This window comes from Brucella sp. TWI432, assembly GCF_039674445.1.
In the GTDB taxonomy this organism is placed as follows: Bacteria; Pseudomonadota; Alphaproteobacteria; order Rhizobiales; family Rhizobiaceae; genus Brucella; species Brucella chromiisoli.
In genome coordinates, this window is the sequence record NZ_JBDJNL010000076.1 from 1 (window position 1) to 309 (window position 309).

The following is a 309-nucleotide window of genomic DNA, read 5'->3' on the forward strand; positions in this document are numbered from 1 at the left end:
AATAGAAAACCTCCGATTGAAATCGAAGGTCATGTTACCCTTTAAATAAGGGGTCCCGTTTGGATGCCGATAACCCCTTAAATGGGGTCCTTATTCCATGCTTAATCACACCATCTGCTCAGCAAACTTTACGAGCGCACGAGCGTCATAATTACCACCAATCTCAGCTTCAGTGAATGGGCAAGCGTGTTTGGCGACGCCAAAATGACGACTGCATTGCTCGACAGGCTCACCCATCACTGCCACATCCTGGAAACCGGAAATGACAGCTTCAGGTTCAAAAACAGTTCCGCTCAGGAACCAAAACGA

General features: G+C 47.6%; 1 pseudogene. It reads left to right on the top strand.

The annotated features are described in order from the left end of the window. Positions 1 to 111 precede the first annotated feature (111 nt). Positions 112 to 309, top strand: a pseudogene (locus ABE527_RS21680) (ATP-binding protein); the annotation flags it as partial.